Source organism: Nocardioides sp. CCNWLW216 (assembly GCF_037120545.1).
GTDB lineage: Bacteria > Actinomycetota > Actinomycetes > Propionibacteriales > Nocardioidaceae > Nocardioides > Nocardioides lianchengensis.
On record NZ_JBBBBJ010000001.1, the window covers coordinates 843,729 to 858,808 of the forward strand.

Genomic DNA, 15,080 nt, shown 5'->3' on the forward strand with positions numbered 1-15,080 from the left:
CATGGCCTGGGAGGACGATCTCTTCGCGCTGCTCGACGACCTCGAGCAGCAGGCCGACGCGCTGTACGACGCCGAGCGGGCGCCGGAGCTGGCCGACCGGAGCCGGGCGGAGTACCAGCAGGTCAGGCTGGCGAGTCGGTTGATGGCGTCGGTGGGGCGCGAGGTCGGGCTGGAGGTGGCCGGGGTCGGTGCCGTGGCCGGCGTCGTGGAGCGGGTCGCCGACGGGTGGTGCCTGGTGCGCGGGGCGGACCAGGACTGGGTGGTGACGCTGGCCGCGGTGCGCTCGGTCAGGGGCGCGTCGGACCGTGCCGTCCCCGAGGTGGCCTGGTCACCGCTGGCCCGGCTGGGCCGGGCGTCGGTGCTGCGCCGCCTGGCCGAGGCGGGGGAGCGGTGCGTGCTCCACGACACCGCCGGAGGCCGAGTCGACGGGATCCCGCGGCGAGTCGGAGCGGACTTCGTCGAGGTCGCGGTGGGCGAGGACGCCCGGGTGGTGCTGGTCGCGTTCGCGACCCTGGCGGCGGTGCAGAGCCGGGACTGACGAGTCAGTGTCGCCGATCGGGCCTCGACACGCCGGTCGCGACCTCGACCACCACCAGCGGGTCCGCTGGCGCGTCCCCGCTAAGTCGCGTCGACGTCGTACGGGGGGACCTCGCCGTCGCCGAGCGGGCGCAGGCCGCGCCGCTTCGGGGCGCTCTCCTCCGCCTCGGCGTCCTCCATCGCCTCGACGATGTGCTTGCGCACGATCGCGCGCGGGTCGAGGTCGCGCAGCTCGAGGTCGGAGTACTCCGGGCCGAGCTCGTCACGGAGCTCGTCGCGGGCCTGGTTGGCGAAGCGGCGGGCGTGGCGCAGCATGGCGCCCGCCTGCTTGGCCAGGTCCGGCAGCCGGTCCGGGCCGAAGACGAGAACCGCCACGAACGCGATGACTGCGAACTCCGGCAGGCCGACCCCGAACACGGCTCAGAACTTACTGGTCGGCGTGAGGCCGAGCTGCAGGCCGGCCAGCCCGCGGCCACGACCGGAAAGCGTGGCCGCGACACCGGACAGCTCGCGGGCGGCCGGGGCGGTCGGGTCGGACTCGACGATCGGCTTGCCGATGTCCCCGCCCTCGCGCAGCGACACGTCGAGCGGGATCCGGCCGAGCACCGGGACGTCGTACCCGAAGCGGGCCGAGAGGGTGGCCGCGACCCGGTCGCCGCCGCCGGAGCCGAAGATCTCCAGCCGGTGGTCCTTGCCCTCCGGGGTGCAGTGCGGGCAGGGGAGGTAGCTCATGTTCTCGACGACGCCCACGACGCGCTGGTGCATCATCGAGGCCATCGTGCCGGCGCGCTCGGCGACCTCGGCGGCGGCCTCCTGCGGGGTGGTCACCACGACCACCTCGGCGCCGGGCAGGTGCTGGCCGAGCGAGATCGCGACGTCGCCGGTGCCGGGCGGCAGGTCGAGCAGCAGCACGTCGAGGTCGCCCCAGTAGACGTCGGCGAGCATCTGGACCAGGGCCCGGTCGAGCATCGGGCCGCGCCAGGCGACGACCTGGTCGCGGCGCGGCTTCAGCATCCCGATCGAGATGACCGAGACCCCGGACGCGGTCGGCACCGGCATGATCAGGTCGTCGACCTGGGTCGGACGCGAGTCGGCCACCCCGAGCATCGCGGGCACCGAGTGGCCGTAGATGTCGGCGTCGACGACGCCGACCTTCAGCCCCTCCTTCGCCAGTGAGAGGGCCAGGTTGACGGTCACCGAGGACTTGCCGACGCCGCCCTTGCCGCTGGCGATCGCGTAGACCTTCGTCAGCGACCCGGGCTGCGCGAAGGGGATCTCGCGCTGGGCCTTGCCGTCGCTGAGGATCTCCTTCAGGCCGGCCCGCTGCTCGGCGCTCATCACGCCCAGGGTGAGGTCGACGCCGCTGATGCCGTCGACGTTCGCCACGGCGGCCGTGACGTCCCGGTTGATGGTGTCCTTGAGCGGGCAGCCGGCGACGGTCAGCAGCACCGTGAGGTGCACGAGGCCTGCGTCGTCGATCTCGACGGTGTCGACCATCCCCAGCTCGGTGATGGGCCGCTTGATCTCCGGGTCGTTGACCGTGGCGAGCGCGGCGTTGACCTGCTCGAGAAGGGCGGTGCTCATGATCCCCGAGTCTAGGTGCTGGGTCGTCCCGGCTCGTCTTCGGCGGCGTGAGACTCGGCACGCTCGTCGAGCTCGCTGAGCAGCGAGCGCAGCTCGGAGCGCAGGAAGTCACGGGTCGCGACCTCGCCGACGGCCATCCGCAGCGACGCGACCTCGCGGGCCAGGAACTCCATGTCGGCGTGCGCCCGGGCGTCGGCCTGGCGGTCCTGCTCGGCGATCACCCGGTCCCGGGCCTCCTGGCGGTTCTGGGCCAGCAGGATCAGCGGAGCGGCGTACGACGCCTGCAGGCTGAGCATCAGGGTGAGGAAGATGAACGGGTAGTCGTCCCAGCGCGCCGCCTCGGGGGCGACGAGGTTCCACACCACCCAGATCACGACGAACCCGGTCATGTAGAGCAGGAACTTCGCCGTCCCCATGAAACGGGCGAACTGCTCGGCGAAGACGCCGAAGGTGTCGGAGTCGTACGCCGGGCGCCGGACCAGGGGGCGGCGGCGCAGCTCGCGGGGCGCGTCCAGCCGGCTGCGCGGCGACCGGTCAGCCACGGCCGCCTCCCGGTCGTCCGGGGCGGGCCTGGCGGCCCTGGCGGCGCTCGGTCGAGCGGATGGCCTGGTCGCGCCAGCCCTCCGGCAGCATGTGGTCGAGCAGGTCGTCGACGCTGACCGCGCCGACCAGATGGCCGGCGTCGTCGACGACGGGCGCGGCCACCAGGTTGTAGGTCGCGAGGTGGGCCGCGACCTGGTCGATGGTCGCCTCCGGGCGCAGCGGGTCCATGGAGTCGTCGAGCGCGCCCGCGACCAGGGTCGAGGGCGGCTCGCGGAGCAGTCGCTGGATGTGGGCCACCCCGAGGAAGCGCCCGGTGGGAGTCTCCAGGGGTGGCCGGCAGACATAGACCAGCGCGGCGAGCGCCGGCGTCAGCTCGGGGTTGCGGACGTGGGCGAGCGCGTCGGCGATGGTCGCGTCCGGGCCCAGGATGACCGGCTCGGGCGTCATCATGGCGCCCGCGGTGTTCTCGACGTACGACATCAGGCGCCGGACGTCCTCGGCCTCCTCGGGCTCCATCAGCTCGAGGAGCGCCTCGGCGGTCTCGGGGGAGAGCTCCGCGATCAGGTCGGCGGCGTCGTCGGGTGACATCTCCTCCAGGACGTCGGCCGCGCGCTCGGAGTCGAGGTGGCTGAGGATCTCGACCTGGTCCTCCTCGGGCAGCTCCTCGAGGACGTCGGCGAGCCGCTCGTCGTCGAGTGCCGCCACGACCGCCGTACGACGCTCGAGGGGGAGGTCGTGGATCATGTTGGCCGCGTCGGCGGGCCGCATCTCGTTGAGCGCGTGCACCAGGTGGGTGGCGCCCTGGGACTCCTCGCGGCGGCTCAGCCCCTCGACGTCGCGCCACTCCACGACATGGGTCTGCCCGCGGCGGCGCAGGCCCTTGGCCGGCTCCTGGACGGCCACCCGGCTGAGGACCCAGTCGCGGTTGCGGGCCTGCTCCATCGCGACGTCGTACACGACGCCGGAGACGCCGCTGGAGGAGATCGTCACGGTGCGGTCGAGCATCTGGCCGATCACCAGGGTCTCGGTCGAGCGCTGCTCGAAGCGACGCATGTTGAGCAGGCCCGTCGTGTAGACCTGGCCGGCGTCGATGTTGGTCACCCGGGTCATGGGGACGAAGATCCGTCGCCGACCGAAGACCTCGGCCACCAGGCCCAGCACCCGGGGCTGGCTGACCTCCGAGCGGATCGCCACGACGAGGTCGCGGACCTTGCCGACCTGGTCGCCCTGGGGGTCGAAGATGGGCAGGCCGACCAGGCGGGCGACGTAGACCCGCGCGGGTGTGGTGCTCATGACCCCGGCACGGGGCTTCCGGACGTCAGGGCCGGGTCGAACACGTCGAGGTCCTGCTTGGTGTTGAACCGGCTGCCCGGGACCACCGGCAGCCGGAGCAGACTGGTCACCAGGTTCGCGATCGCGCCGGTGCGGATGGGCTGGGTGCCCGTGTAGCGGCGCGGTGCGCTGGCGGAGTAGCGCGGGTTGAGCTTGTACAGGTCGGACTTGATGACGCCGGGCCCCTTGACCAGCAGCGGGACGACGTTGGTCGGCATCGTGGAGGGGCCGGTGCCGCTCGCCGTGATGATCACCGTGGTCGAGGACTTGGTGCTGGCCTGGGTCCCGATCGTCTTCATCAGGCGGTTCACCCGCGCGTCGGTGACCCGGAGCGCCGCGAGGTACTGCTTGCTCCGGGGGCCGTACTTCTCCGCGGCCCGCGCCGGGTCGTCGAGCTGGACGAAGGTCAGTGCCGGGGCCGACTTCGCGAGCTGCTTGCGCGCGGCCTGGACCACCTTGCCGTCGCGGTCGGTGACGAGCGAGCGGCCCACCTTGCGGCGGCCGTTGTTCTTGCCGTTGCGGTCGACGGCGCCGTTGCGCGAGTTGTAGGAGCGCGGGATCAGCGCGGACTTCGCGTCACCGGAGTAGAAGGCCGTGCTCAGTCCGTAGTCGTGGACCACGTCGAACATGCTCGGGACGTAGCGACCGGCGAGGCTGCGGATGGTCGCGCGGCTCCGCGGCGTCGCGGCCACCCCGTGTCCTCGGTACTTCTTCCTGATGGCGCGGCCGGTGGCGATGCTGACGGTGTTGGGCAGCGACGTCACCCGCTCCTCGGCCGTGCGGGCGCGCAGGGTGGAGGCGCCCTTCGAACGGATCCGGGCCAGGGTCGGGGTCTTGCGCTTGGTCACGACGTTGGAGCGCAGGCCCTCGACGTCGATGACGACGACCCGCTTCACCCCGGCCTTGGCCGCGGCGCTCGGCGGGATGCTCGCCACGGCCGAGACCAGGTCGTGGTCGCTGGACTTCTCGAGGCCCTGGCCCTGGATCCGGTAGCCGGACCAGAAGATGTCGGAGGTGCCCATCACCCAGTCGATGAGCACCGGCTTGGCCGGCGCGCACGCGCCGCCGGGCTTGTCGACGTGGGTGCCGCCGCTCGCCGACTCGAGCTCGGTGAGGTAGGTCATCGGGCAGTAGAACCGCTCACGGTCGTTCATGTCGCCGAGGAGGATGACCGGGATGTCGGGGTTGGCCTGGCGGAGGCTGTTGACCAGCCGGGCCTGGATGCGCTCGGCCTTGTCACGGTGCGCCTGGGCGTTGCCGCGCACGTCGGCGGCGTTGTGGGTGTTCATGACCCAGATCAGCTGCCCGGTGACGTTGTGGCGCAGCTGGATCAGCGGGCGGGCCTGCATCTCGCCGTGGAAGTACGGCGACTGGAAGGTGGTCTGGCTGACCAGGGTCCAGTCGGCGGTGCGCCAGGCGATCGCCTTGGACTGGGCGGTGCCCGGGGCGTCGAGCCCGGGCGCGATCGACCAGGTCTTGCTCATCAGGTCGGTGAAGGCCTTGTACTGGGGCGGCTCGAACTCCTGGAAGCCGACCAGGTCGACCCCCTCGGACTCGATGACCTGGGTGGCCATCCGCATCCGCTTCGGCCCCTGCTCCCAGCCGGGTCGGTCGCCGCCGGGCCGGGTGTGGCTGTGACCGAGTGCGTTGAACGTGGCGACCCGGAAGGTCGTGGCGGCGTTCTGACGAGCCGCGGCCGGGGCGGCCGCCGAGGCCGCGACCGGCGCCGCTGCAGGGGCGCCGGCCGAGCTGCCGGAGGTGGTGGCGGCGAGGGTGCCGAGGCTCAGCGCCGCGGCCAGCAGGCCGACGAGCGTCGTACGGCGTCGCCGTCGCGGACCGAGGATGCGGGAGCCCGAGGGCTCGGTGGGACGGCTCGACTGACGCATGAGGGGACTCCCGGGGAAGGTGACGACGGGATCATGGTAGGTGATTGCTGGGATTGGTGGGGTTGGTGTGACGACCCCCTGCCTGGCGGGAGCCGGTCAGGAACGGCGGCGCAGCCGGCCGAGGCGACCGCGCAGCGAGGACCCCTCGTCCGGCGGGGGGCCGATCGACGAGCCGCCCTCGGTGTCCTCCTCGCCCTCGGCGCCGGGCTCGGGCCGGACGTCGGTGTCGGGCAGGAACGGATAGTGGTCCTGGCCGCGCTGGGCCTCGAGGAGCGTGGCGAGCCGGGTGCGCTCGGACTCGGTCAGCAGGTCGGGGGCGTGGTCGCCCTCCAGCGGGTCGATCTCCTCGAGCAGGCCGAGGTCGCGCAGCAGGTCGACGGGGTCGGCCATGTGGCGCACATAGATCTCCTCCACGAACCGGGACCGCTGCTCGGGCGGCAGGTCCTTCGTCAGCACGGCCTTGAGCGCGACGGCCAGCTGCAGCCGAGGCTCGCCGAAGTGCAGCCGCGGGCCCGAGCCGACCATGGCGGTCCACTTCCGGACGAACTCCTCGCCGGAGTAGGACTCGAGGTGCAGCATCCGGAGCCCGGGCCGGTGCACCAGCGGCAGCCGGGTGTCCGCCCGGTCGGTGGCCTTGTGGATGCCGAGGAAGACGTCGGCGCCCGGCCGGATCCCGACCTTGCCGGCCGAGTGGCTGCGGAAGTAGTGGGAGTTCGCCGGCTCCGCGAGCACACCGAGCGTCTGCAGCAGCACCAGATCGGGCTGGCGGAGCAGGCGCTTGAACAGGCGCGGCTCGCCCTCGGGATGCAGCTGGCTGACCACCTCCAGCGGCTTCAGGCCGACCGCGGGACGGCGACGCGGCACCGCGGCCAGCACCTCGCGGTCGATCCGGACGATCTCGTCGGCGTCGATGTGGAAGACCCACTCGACCCGGTCGAGCTCCCGCAGGACGACGCGGGCGACGTTGGCGTTGAGTCGCTGGCGCTTGTTCAGCAGCGGGGGTCGCTCGCCGCCCCACCACGACTCGTCGGTGAGGACCACGGTCACCTCGGGCCGCGACTCCAGCCAGGCGCGCACCTCGTCCTCGGGGCCCGGTGCGTCGTCGAGGAAGACCACCAGGTGGTCGACGCCTCCCGCCAGGTTGCCCCGGACGAACCGCTGGACGTTGGCCAGACGGTCCTTGAGAGTGGTCACGGAGAGGATCACGCCCGGAACTCTAGTGTCGCGCTCGGCCAACTAGCATGACGCCATGCCACCCCGGACGACGGCGCCCGTGACGGACCTCGCCGTCGACGACCGAGGCCTGCTGCTGACCGTCGGCGCCGACGTCCCGGTCAACGTGCTCTTCGACGACCAGCGGGTCTTCTCCTTCTGGCTCGAGCGCGACACCCAGCCCGAGGGGGAGTGGCGCCGCTACCCGTGGCCGCCGGCGCTGCACGGCTTCCTCGACGGGGCGGTCGACGTCGCGCTGGCCGATCCGGTCGACGGCGCCGTGTGGCTCTCGACCGCGGCGCGGTTGGGCAGCGGGGTGGGACCGGTGCGCGTGCAGGACGGCCATGGCAACCCGTTGGCGCTCGACAAGAGCCTCCGGCTGACCCGGCTCTTCGGCGACCGCGACCCCGAGCAGATGGTGCCGCTGCTGGACACCATCGAGGTCGTCCTGGGCGCGCTGGAGGCGGCCGGTGTCGAGCCGTTCGTGGCCTACGGCACCCTGCTCGGCGCGGTGCGCGACCAGGACTTCATCGGCCACGACTCCGACGCCGACCTCGGCTACGTCAGTCGCTTCGAGCACCCGGCGGACGTCGTGCGCGAGTCCTTCGCGCTCCAGCGCCGGCTGCGCGAGATGGGCTTCCCGGTGCACCGCTACAGCGGGCTGGGCCTGAAGGTGGTGGCCCGCGAGGCCGACGGCTCGCCCCGTGGCCTCGACGTCTTCGGCGGCTTCGTCCACGACGACGTCCTCTACCTGATGGGGGAGGTCGGGCACCCGTTCCGGCGGGAGTGGCTCTACCCCCGCAGCACGGTCGTGCTGGCCGGCCGCGAGCTCCCGGCCCCCGCCGAGCCGGACCACCTCCTCGAGGCGATGTACGGACCGACCTGGCGCACGCCGGACCCGGCGTACAAGTTCACGACGCCGCGGAGCACGCAGCGCCGGCTCTCCGGCTGGTTCCGGGGCATGCGGGTGGGGATCGACGAACGCTGGGCGCGGCGCCGCGCCGGTCTGGACTCCGCCGGGCGGACCACCCCCAGCGGGTTCGTCCGCTGGGTCCGCGAGCAGGAGCCCGAGGCTGCCACCTTCGTCGACGTCGGCTGCGGCGAGGGCACGGACGCGAACTGGCTCAGCCGCGGTGGCGGTCGGGTCGTGGGCCTGGACTTCTTCGGTCCCGACCTCCGCAAGGGCGGTGGGCGCGCGGAGCGCAAGGACCTCTCGACGGAGTTCGCGTGGGCCAACCTCAACGAGCTGCGCTCGGTGCTGGCGGTCGGCGCCTGGCTGGCCCGCGAGCCGGGCCCGCGCAGCGTCCTCGCCCACCACGTCGTCGACGCCGTCGACCGGACCGGGCTGACGAACCTGCTCCGGCTGGCCCGCACGGTCACCCGCGACTCGGGCCGGTGCTACCTGCAGTTCCAGACGGTGGCGACGCCGTACTCCCGCGACACCGGCCTGCACCCGGTGCCGGCCGAGCGGGTCGCCGAGGCCGTCCGTGCCCGGGGCGGTCGCGTGGAGCAGCGCCTCGACCTCACCGAGGAGCAGGCGGGCGTCCCCGGGGCGGTCGCCGGCACCGACCCGACGTTGTGCAGGATGGTGGTCTCATGGAGTCGCTGAAGAACGTCCTCAACCGCCGCCACGCTTCGACGGAGGCGCTCGAGGCCCGCGTCCGGGTCCTCGAGGAGGAGGTGCAGGAGTGCCGGCAGCTCAACGTGCGCCTCGCCGAGCTGTGCGACGTGGTCACCGAGCTGCTCCTCCCGGTCGCCGACCGGGACGAGGCCACCGTGCGTGCCGTGCTCGAGAAGTACCGCGCCGACGTGGGCGACCCGCTCGCCCGCTGAGCCCCTCGCTCAGTCCTTCGGGCAGTACCACACGACGCCGTCGCGGGAGATCCGCGGCTCGCAGCCGGGCCGCTCCTCGACGCCGGGCAGAGCGGCGGTCGCCGTGATGAGCGGGTGGTCGGTGAGCTTGCGGTCCTGGCTCGACCGGTCCGACTCGAACGCCGAGAAGGTCAGGTCGCGGGTGCCGAAGATCCAGTCGACGTCCATCCGCTCGGGCACCACGCACGAGCCGCCCTCGTGGGCGGCGCCGTTGGGGGAGACCATGCCGCTCGCGGCGGCGAACGGGCAGGCGAACTCGCGGCGGTCGTTCATGTCGCCGGTCATGATCACCGGCGTCCCGTCGGCGCTGAGCTCACGGGCCAGGTCGGCCTCGATCTGGAGGGCGCGGGCGCGGTGCTGGCGGGCCTCGCCGGCGACGTTGGCCGGGTTGTGGAAGTTGCCGAACCAGACTCGGCGTCCCGACGTCCGGTGCTCCAGCAGCACGTAGGGCATCGGGATCATGTTGCCGTGGAAGTAGGGGACGTCCACCGTGCGCGTCTCCACGACCTGCCACTGGTCGTTGCGCCAGATGATCGAGTTGTCGGCGCGCCAGTTGCCGAGCTCCAGGCCCGGGAAGATGCCCCAGGCATCGCCGGTCAGGTCGCGCAGCTGGTGCACCTGGGGGTACTGGAACTCCTGGAGGCCGGCGACGGTGATCTCCTTCGCGGCCAGCATCTCCAGCTGGGCGGGCAGTCGCGACTCGGCCGAGCCGTAGCCCGGGCGCCGGTTCTTGCCGCGCGTGTGACTGGCCCCGAGCACGTTGAACGAGGCCACGTTGAACGCCGCCCCCTCCCACGCCTTGCCGGGGACGCGGGTCAGGCCGCGCTTGCCCATCGCCTGGTCGAGCTGCTCGATGGACGGGAACGACATCGCCGGAGCGGTGATCGCCGGCGCGGTCGGGCTGGCCGAGCTCGAGGCCGCTGACGGCGGGGGAGACGGAGCGGGCGACGGCGATCCTGACCCCGAGGCCGACGGCGACGGGCTCGACGGCGCCGGCGTGTACGGCGCCTCCGCCGCGGGCGACCCGTTCCCGGCGGGGGCGCTCGAGGGGGTGATCGCGTCGAGCGTTGAGGGGAAGAGCGTCACGACCAGCGCGGTGGACATCACCAGGACGGCGCCGACGGCCACCAGGGTCTCGGCGAGGGACGGACGGCCGCGCGCGGAGCGCCGCGCGCCGCGGGCACGGGGCCATCTGGTCACGCGATCTCATCCTCCGGGGTGCAGCACGGCGAGCCATGATCGTAGCCGCCGGGCGGTCGTCGTACCGCTCGGGCGGGAGGCCGACGTACGTCACAGTGCGGGTGGACATTCGTCACAGTGCGGCTAAGTGACTCGTGGGTATTGTTCCCCGGGTCGTGCCCAGCCAGACATCGAGGAGCGCCCCATGGGTCGTTTGTGCCAGACCGAGGGACTGACCGAGGACCAGAACGAGATCCTCAAGGCGGTCCGGACGTTCGTCGAGGAGAAGATCCTCCCGGTGGCCACCGAGCTGGAGCACGCGGACGAGTACCCGCAGGAGATCGTCGACGGGCTCAAGGAGCTCGGGATCTTCGGGCTGATGATCCCCGAGGAGTACGACGGCCTCGGCGAGTCGCTGCTGACCTACGCCCTCTGCGTGGAGGAGATCGCCCGCGGCTGGATGAGCGTCTCGGGCGTCATCAACACCCACTTCATCGTCGCCTACATGCTGATGCGCCACGGCACCGAGGAGCAGAAGCAGAAGTACCTGCCGCGGATGGCCACCGGCGAGGTCCGCGGCTCGTTCTCGATGTCCGAGCCGGGCCTGGGCTCGGACGTGTCGGCCATCAAGACCAAGGCCGTCAAGGACGGGGACGACTACGTCATCGACGGCCAGAAGATGTGGCTGACCAACGGCGGCACGTCCAACCTGATCGCGGTGCTGGTGAAGACCGACGAGGGCAACGACAGCGTCTACAAGAACATGACGACCTTCCTGGTGGAGAAGGAGCCGGGCTTCGGCGAGACCGCGCCGGGCCTGACCATCCCGGGCAAGATCGACAAGATGGGCTACAAGGGCGTCGACACCACCGAGGCCGTGTTCGAGGGCCACCGCGTGGGTGCCGGGCAGGTCCTCGGCGGCGAGACCGGCAAGGGCTTCTACCAGATGATGGACGGCGTCGAGGTCGGCCGCGTCAACGTGGCGGCCCGCGCCTGCGGCATCGCCAACCGGGCCTTCGAGCTCGGCATCGCCTACTCCCAGCAGCGCGAGACCTTCGGCAAGCAGATCGCCGACCACCAGGCGATCCTGTTCCGGCTCGCGGAGATGGCGACCAAGGTCGAGGCCGCCCACGCGATGATGGTCAAGGCCGCCCGCCTCAAGGACAAGGGCGAGCGCAACGACGTCGAGGCGGGCATGGCCAAGATGCTGGCGGCGGAGTACTGCAACGAGGTGGTCCAGGACTCCTTCCGCATCCACGGCGGATACGGGTACTCCAAGGAGTACGAGATCGAGCGTCTCTACCGCGAGGCGGCGTTCATGCTGATCGGCGAGGGCACGTCCGACATCCAGAAGATGATCATCGGCCGCAGCCTGCTGAAGGACTACGCCCTGCGTTCATAGGTTCCCCTGAGAGGCTGCGGGCATGGTCGAACGCGTCTTCCTGCACATCGGGCAGCCCAAGACCGGGACCACGTACCTGCAGGGCATCCTGTGGGAGAACCGGGAGCGGCTGCGCGGCGAGGGCGTGGTGCTGCCGGGGCGCGGGCACCGCGAGCACTTATGGGCGGCCCTGGACGTCCAGGAGCGCAAGCACCTGGAGCGCCGGGACCCGCGGGCGCCCGGCAGCTGGGAGCGGCTCTGCGCCGAGCTGGACGCCGAGCACGGCACCGGGCTGGTGACCCACGAGTTCCTCTGCGGGGCGGGCACCGGGCAGGTCCGCCGCGCCGTACGACGGCTCGAGCCGGCCGAGGTGCACGTCGTCGTGACCGCCCGGCACACCGCCGGCATGCTGACGGCCGGGTGGCAGGAGATGGTCAAGAACGGCAGCCAGAAGCAGATCCGGGAGGTGGCCGAGGCGCAGAACCGCTCCGAGTTCGGCTGGCGGACCTGGGACCTGGGTGGCGTGCTGGAGCGCTGGAGCCGGGCGGTCCCGCCCGAGCGGATCCACGTGCTGCCCGTGCCCGGACGCGGCGAGCCACCGGACCGTCACTGGCGCAACTTCGCCGGCGTCCTGGGACTGACCGGGGACTACCCGCTCCCCGACCGCCCGGCGAACCCGTCCCTGGGAGCGGTCCAGGTCGAGCTGCTGCGCCGGGTCAACGCCCACCTCGGCGCGTTCCACACCGCCCTCGACCGGGGCGAGTGGATCCGAGGCTTCCTGGCGGAGCGCAACCTCGCCGCCCAGCAGGGGGAGCGGTTCGGCCTCGATGACGACCTGCTGGCGGACTGCCGTGCCCGCAGCCGGCGGGCGGTCGACCTGATCGTCGAGCGCGGCTTCCACGTCGTCGGCGACGTGGAGCAGCTGCTGGTGCCCGACGACCTGCCGCCCGGCCGGGCGCTGGCATCGGTCACGGACGGCGAGATGCTCGCGGTGGCCACGGAGCTGGTCGGGACCCTGATGGAGGACGTCCGGGACCTGTCCGACCGGCTCCGTCGGGACGGCGGGACCCCGGGCGGGGCGACGCGCTCGACCCTGCGCCGCGCCGTGGGCACGGTGCTCGGGCGCCGCAGCGAGGACCCGGCAAAGTAAAATCAGGGGCTCGTGCCGGGTAGGTTGCGGGGCGTGACGACGTCCTCCCCGAAGCCCGTCGCCCGCCTCGCGCTCGTGCTCGTGACGGTGGTCGCGCTGACGCTCGTCGCCCTGCCCGGGTCTGCTTCCGCGCAGGCCGCGGAGCGGAAGGGCTGGCGTCCCACGGCCGGGGTGAAGTTCAACGTCGCCCGCGTCGGCGGCGAGCGCCAGTTCCGCCTCGAGCAGCAGATCATCGCCGCCATCCGGCATGCCCGGCCACGCTCGACCATCAAGATGGTGATGTTCTCCTACGACCGCATGCAGGTCACCGACGCGCTCCTCGAGGTGCGTCGCCAGCGCAAGGTCCACGTCCAGGTCATCGTCAACGGCCACGAGCTGCCCGCCGCGCAGCGCAAGCTCAAAGAGGCCCTGGGTGGCAAGCGCGGCAAGCGGAGCTTCTTCTACCAGTGCGCGGCGAGCTGCCGGGGCCAGGGCGACGTCCAGCACAGCAAGTTCGTGCTGTTCTCGAAGACCGGTGCGGCCCGCGACGTCGTGATGCTCGGCTCGCTGAACATGAAGCTCAACGGGGCCCTCAACCAGTACAACGACCTGCTGACCGTCACCAACCGGCCCCGCCTCTACCGGACCCTCGACACCGTCTTCGACGAGATGGCCCGCGACCGCCCGGCGCGGACGTCGTATGTCGTGAGGGACGCCGGGCCGTACCGCCTCTTCGTGCTCCCGTTCCCCCGCCCGCCCAAGTCGACCCGCAAGTCGAGGTGGACGCCGCGGCGCGACCCGATCTCGCGGCTGCTCGCCCCGGTGCGCTGCCGCGGGGCACACACCGACTCCGGCCGCACGATCATCCGGGTCGACATGCACGCCTGGGACGGCGACCGCGGGGTGATGATCGCCCACCGGCTGCGCGACCTGTACGCCGCCGGCTGCGACGTGAGGGTCCTGGTCGGCTACGCCGGCGAGCGGGTCCGTGGCATCTTCGCCACCCCCACGAAGCGCGGGCGGATGCCGGCCCGCAGCACCGGCTTCGACACCGACGACGACGGCGAGATCGATCTCTACAGCCACACGAAGATCCTCACGATCAATGGCCACTACGACGGCGAGCGGGGTCGCAAGGTGGTCGTCACCGGGTCGAGCAACTTCCAGGACGGCGGCCAGTACGGCGACGAGCTGGTCCTGCGGGTCTTCAGCAGCGCCCTCCACCGGCAGTACGACGACCACTGGGGCGTCATGTGGCGCACCCGCAGCCACGCCTTCGGGGAGAGCTCCTCCCTCCGCGGGTCCGGTCGCGGTCCGACGCGGCCCGCCGAGGTCCTCGGCACCGACAGCCCGCAGTGGCGCGACGAGTGAGCCGCCGGGTTCCTTAACCCGTCGACGGCTGCCCAGCGGCGTGCTTGGCTGGGGTGACCGATCGCACTCGACCCTCGGAGGACCCCATGACGGACGCCCACGGAGCCAACGACGATCTCAAGGCGAAGATGCGGGAGGCCCTCGACCGGAAGAACACCCGGGAGAAGGGTGTGCACGAGGACGGCCCGCTGAAGGAGAAGGCGCACGGGCCCGAGGTCATCGACTCGGCCCCCAAGCTGCACCGCCGGAAGGCGGGCGGCGGCGGCAGCTGAGGCCACCGGTGGTTGAGCAGGGAAGGCGCTCTGGCGCCTGACCGTGTCGAAACCCCCGCACCCGACGACGGCGGTCGGGTGCGGGGGTTTCGACACGGTCGCTGCGCGACCTGCTCAACCACCGGGGGCGGCGGTGGCGGGTGACCGGCGGTGCGGTCGGACCGGGTGACATTACCCACAAGTAACACCAGGTGCGCGCGGACCGTCGTACCGGGCATAGTCGGGCCATGCAGTTCGGACGCAGCTACGAGGAGTTCGAGGTCGGCGCGACCTACCAGCACTGGCCCGGCAAGACGGTGACCGAGTACGACGACCACCTGTTCTGCCTGCTCACCATGAACCACCACCCGTTGCACCTCGACGCGAACTACGCGGAGGAGACGACCCAGTTCGGCAAGAACGTCGTGGTCGGCAACTACGTCTACTCGATCCTGCTCGGGATGAGCGTGGCCGACATCTCCGGCAAGGCGATCGCCAACCTGGAGGTCGAGTCGCTGCGGCACGTGGCGCCGACCTTCCACGGCGACACCCTGTACGGCGAGACGACGGTCCTCGACAAGACCGAGTCGAAGTCGAAGGACGACCGGGGCGTGGTCTACGTCGAGACCATCGGCTACAACCAGGACGGCAAGGTCGTGTGCATCTTCCGTCGCAAGGTGATGGTGCCGAAGCAGTCCTACCTCGACGCGCGCGGCGGCGAGCAGCCCGGGCGGCCGGTGCCCCAGCCGGACAAGAACTGGAGCCCGGGCGACCCGAGCCAGCTGTGATGCCCGCGATCAGGG

At 71.8% G+C, this 15,080-nt stretch carries 15 protein-coding genes; 8 read left to right on the forward strand and 7 right to left on the reverse strand.

What is annotated here, in order from left to right; all coding sequences use genetic code 11:
• Position 1: 1 nt before the first annotated feature.
• Positions 2 to 538 carry a hypothetical protein gene (locus V7S47_RS03980; protein ID WP_336560359.1) on the forward strand — a complete coding sequence of 179 codons (537 nt, stop codon included), beginning with the start codon at positions 2 to 4 and terminating at the stop codon, positions 536 to 538.
• 80 nt (positions 539 to 618) lie between these two features.
• Here V7S47_RS03980 and V7S47_RS03985 read toward each other — a convergent pair whose 3' ends face one another.
• The 6 genes from V7S47_RS03985 to V7S47_RS04010 all read right to left on the reverse strand — a co-directional run bounded on the left by V7S47_RS03985 (position 619) and on the right by V7S47_RS04010 (position 7,088).
• A complete protein-coding gene (locus V7S47_RS03985) occupies positions 619 to 954 on the reverse strand; it encodes a sec-independent translocase (protein ID WP_336560360.1) in 336 nt (111 codons plus the stop codon).
• Positions 955 to 957: 3 nt separating this feature from the next.
• Positions 958 to 2,121, reverse strand: a complete 1,164-nt coding sequence (locus tag V7S47_RS03990) for an Mrp/NBP35 family ATP-binding protein (RefSeq protein WP_090850621.1) — start codon at positions 2,119 to 2,121, stop codon at positions 958 to 960.
• Positions 2,122 to 2,132: 11 nt separating this feature from the next.
• A complete protein-coding gene (locus V7S47_RS03995; protein WP_336560361.1) occupies positions 2,133 to 2,663 on the reverse strand; it encodes a DUF1003 domain-containing protein in 531 nt (176 codons plus the stop codon).
• Entirely contained in the window at positions 2,656 to 3,957 is a 1,302-nt protein-coding gene (locus tag V7S47_RS04000) for a magnesium transporter MgtE N-terminal domain-containing protein (protein WP_336560362.1), read from the reverse strand. The genes V7S47_RS03995 and V7S47_RS04000 overlap by 8 nt, the downstream gene beginning before the upstream one ends.
• On the reverse strand, positions 3,954 to 5,882 hold the full coding sequence (locus V7S47_RS04005; RefSeq protein WP_336560363.1) for an alkaline phosphatase family protein: 1,929 nt from the start codon (positions 5,880 to 5,882) through the stop codon (positions 3,954 to 3,956). The genes V7S47_RS04000 and V7S47_RS04005 overlap by 4 nt, the downstream gene beginning before the upstream one ends.
• A 96-nt stretch (positions 5,883 to 5,978) precedes the next feature.
• On the reverse strand, positions 5,979 to 7,088 hold the full coding sequence (locus V7S47_RS04010) for a glycosyltransferase family 2 protein (protein WP_336560364.1): 1,110 nt from the start codon (positions 7,086 to 7,088) through the stop codon (positions 5,979 to 5,981).
• Positions 7,089 to 7,131: 43 nt separating this feature from the next.
• On the opposite strand from V7S47_RS04010, the gene V7S47_RS04015 reads away from it, so the two are divergent.
• Positions 7,132 to 8,703 carry a hypothetical protein gene (locus V7S47_RS04015; protein WP_336560365.1) on the forward strand — a complete coding sequence of 524 codons (1,572 nt, stop codon included), beginning with the start codon at positions 7,132 to 7,134 and terminating at the stop codon, positions 8,701 to 8,703.
• Complete coding sequence (locus V7S47_RS04020) at positions 8,691 to 8,927, forward strand: DUF6752 domain-containing protein (RefSeq protein WP_336560366.1); 237 nt, start codon at positions 8,691 to 8,693, stop codon at positions 8,925 to 8,927. The genes V7S47_RS04015 and V7S47_RS04020 overlap by 13 nt, the downstream gene beginning before the upstream one ends.
• A gap of 9 nt (positions 8,928 to 8,936) precedes the next feature.
• Here the strand turns inward: V7S47_RS04020 and V7S47_RS04025 are convergent, their stop codons facing one another.
• Positions 8,937 to 10,166: an endonuclease/exonuclease/phosphatase family protein gene (locus V7S47_RS04025; RefSeq protein WP_336560367.1), complete on the reverse strand. Its 1,230-nt coding sequence runs from the start codon at positions 10,164 to 10,166 to the stop codon at positions 8,937 to 8,939.
• Positions 10,167 to 10,350: 184 nt separating this feature from the next.
• On the opposite strand from V7S47_RS04025, the gene V7S47_RS04030 reads away from it, so the two are divergent.
• The 5 genes from V7S47_RS04030 to V7S47_RS04050 all read left to right on the forward strand — a co-directional run bounded on the left by V7S47_RS04030 (position 10,351) and on the right by V7S47_RS04050 (position 15,065).
• Positions 10,351 to 11,547: an acyl-CoA dehydrogenase family protein gene (locus V7S47_RS04030; protein ID WP_336560368.1), complete on the forward strand. Its 1,197-nt coding sequence runs from the start codon at positions 10,351 to 10,353 to the stop codon at positions 11,545 to 11,547.
• 22 nt (positions 11,548 to 11,569) lie between these two features.
• Entirely contained in the window at positions 11,570 to 12,676 is a 1,107-nt protein-coding gene (locus V7S47_RS04035) for a hypothetical protein (protein WP_336560369.1), read from the forward strand.
• A 33-nt stretch (positions 12,677 to 12,709) separates the two neighbouring features.
• Complete coding sequence (locus V7S47_RS04040; RefSeq protein ID WP_336560370.1) at positions 12,710 to 14,026, forward strand: phospholipase D-like domain-containing protein; 1,317 nt, start codon at positions 12,710 to 12,712, stop codon at positions 14,024 to 14,026.
• Between the two features lie 86 nt (positions 14,027 to 14,112).
• Positions 14,113 to 14,298, forward strand: coding sequence for a DUF5302 domain-containing protein (locus V7S47_RS04045; protein ID WP_090850643.1), 186 nt, complete (start codon positions 14,113 to 14,115; stop codon positions 14,296 to 14,298).
• A 227-nt stretch (positions 14,299 to 14,525) separates the two neighbouring features.
• Complete coding sequence (locus V7S47_RS04050; RefSeq protein ID WP_336560371.1) at positions 14,526 to 15,065, forward strand: MaoC family dehydratase; 540 nt, start codon at positions 14,526 to 14,528, stop codon at positions 15,063 to 15,065.
• The last annotated feature ends 15 nt before the right edge of the window (positions 15,066 to 15,080 follow it).